Source organism: uncultured Methanofollis sp., assembly GCF_937919355.1.
GTDB lineage: Archaea > Halobacteriota > Methanomicrobia > Methanomicrobiales > Methanofollaceae > Methanofollis.
On record NZ_CALFSA010000178.1, the window covers coordinates 1 to 1718 of the forward strand.

Here is a 1718-nt window from a genome sequence, read left to right on the forward strand (position 1 = left end):
AGTCCTGCAAGGTCGGTGCCGGTGAGCACCCTGACCTCGATTGTGTCGACGCCTTTTCCCTTCGGCGCCGTCCGTGCGGCAAGGGCCATCAGCGTCGCCACGGTCCTGACCGCCTCGCATTCCGGAGTCATGGGGATACGATCGCCATGAGTACAGATATACCCTCTCACTTTCAGACCGCCCGGCGATCCCTTTTGTCCTCCCTGCGTGATGGGTCTCTGATGGAGAGGCAGAGTGTGATCGCATCCGCAACTGAGGAGTACCCCTGGGCAGACCTGGACATACCGGACGCTGGCGGAGGAGGGTGCGGGCGTCTCCTGAAGGTCCTCCTCGACGGCCGCTGTTCGTACGACTGCGCCTACTGCGGGGTCAGGGCCCGGAGGGGCGGGTGTTCGGCCACTCCTGCCGGGATCGCCGACACCTTTCTCAGGATGCACCGCGAGGGGAGGGCGGACGGTCTCTTCCTCTCGTCGGGTATTGCAGGGGACGTGGACCTGGCCATGGAGGGGATTGTGGAGACCGGCGAGGTCCTGCGGCGCCGGGGTTTCCGGGGTTACCTCCACCTCAAGGTCCTCCCGGGGGCGTCGCGGGCCGATATCACGGACGCGGCGCGTGTGGCCAGCAGGATCTCGATCAACATCGAGGCACCGTCGGCCTCCCGCCTCTCCGAGGTCGCCGGGGTGAAGGACTACAGGTGCGACATCGAGAAGAGGCAGGCCTGGGTGGCGGAGGCGATGCCGGGCCGCCACACGACGCAACTCGTCGTCGGTGCGGCGGGGGAGAGCGACGCCGAGATCCTCTCCTGCATCTCCCGGCAGTACGGGCGCCTCGCACCGGCGCGGGTCTACTACTCCGCGTTCACCCCGGTGGCCGGGACGCCCCTCGAATGCAGGGAGGCAACCCCTCTCTGGCGGCAGAGGCGCCTGTACCAGGTGGACGCCCTTGTCCACTTCTATCAGTTCTCCCCTGATCTGATCCGCGACGTGATGGACGACGACGGTTTCCTTCCCGACGCCGACCCGAAGAGGGTGCTTGCACGGGACCTCCCGCCTGTCGATATCAACACCGCCCCTCTCGCCGCCATCCTCCGTGTGCCCGGGATCGGTCCTGTCGGCGCCCGCCGGATCTGTGCGATGCGGCGGAAGGCGTCGCTCGTCTCCCCTGCCGACCTGAGGAAGTGCGGCATCCGCATGAAAGACGCCGCACCTTTCGTCCGCTTCGGGAGAGAGGTGCAGGCAAGACTCTCGTCCTTTTGAGGTGAATCACTCATGAAACGAAGTTTCAAGTGGTTCTTTGAAAAACGCCCCCGTGGTTCTCATGGTAATTCCCGGTCCGGGATCTCCAGAATTGAGCATACTCTGCCGAAAAAAATAGGTGGCCGGACGTTGACCCATTGTGCGTGTCCGCAAAGGTCAGGCCGGTCCTCTGGGTCGTGCTGGTGCTCTCCGTCGCGGTCAGTGGCATAGTGCTGCTTTCGTTTTCCGGTCTGGTCCCCCTGAAAGAGAACGAATATCCCGCTATTGTCCCATGGGGGGAAAAGGACGTCCGAAATATCACGTATCAATTTTCTTTCCACTCACAGAACCATTCGGTTACCTTTCCTGTAGAGATGCCGGTGTACTTCGGGGCTAAAAACACCCGGAAAGAGGCACGCGTTTTTACACAAAAACCGCCTGGGGAGATCCTGCAGGAATACTATTCCTCTTTCATCTATGACA

General features: G+C 62.5%; 2 protein-coding genes. Both read left to right on the plus strand.

The window, feature by feature from the left end; translation table 11 throughout:
- Window positions 1-221: 221 nt before the first annotated feature.
- Window positions 222-1256, plus strand: coding sequence for a helix-hairpin-helix domain-containing protein (locus Q0520_RS08940; RefSeq protein ID WP_298669066.1), 1035 nt, complete (start codon window positions 222-224; stop codon window positions 1254-1256).
- 143 nt (window positions 1257-1399) lie between these two features.
- A partial coding sequence (locus Q0520_RS08945) for a hypothetical protein (protein ID WP_298669069.1) occupies window positions 1400-1718 on the plus strand: 319 nt, incomplete at its 3' end.

Bases quoted from the DNA above. Each gene is read 5' to 3' on its own strand.
- Q0520_RS08940 (WP_298669066.1), top strand. From the start codon at position 222: ATGGAGAGGCAGAGTGTGATCGCATCCGCAACTGAGGAGTACCCCTGG.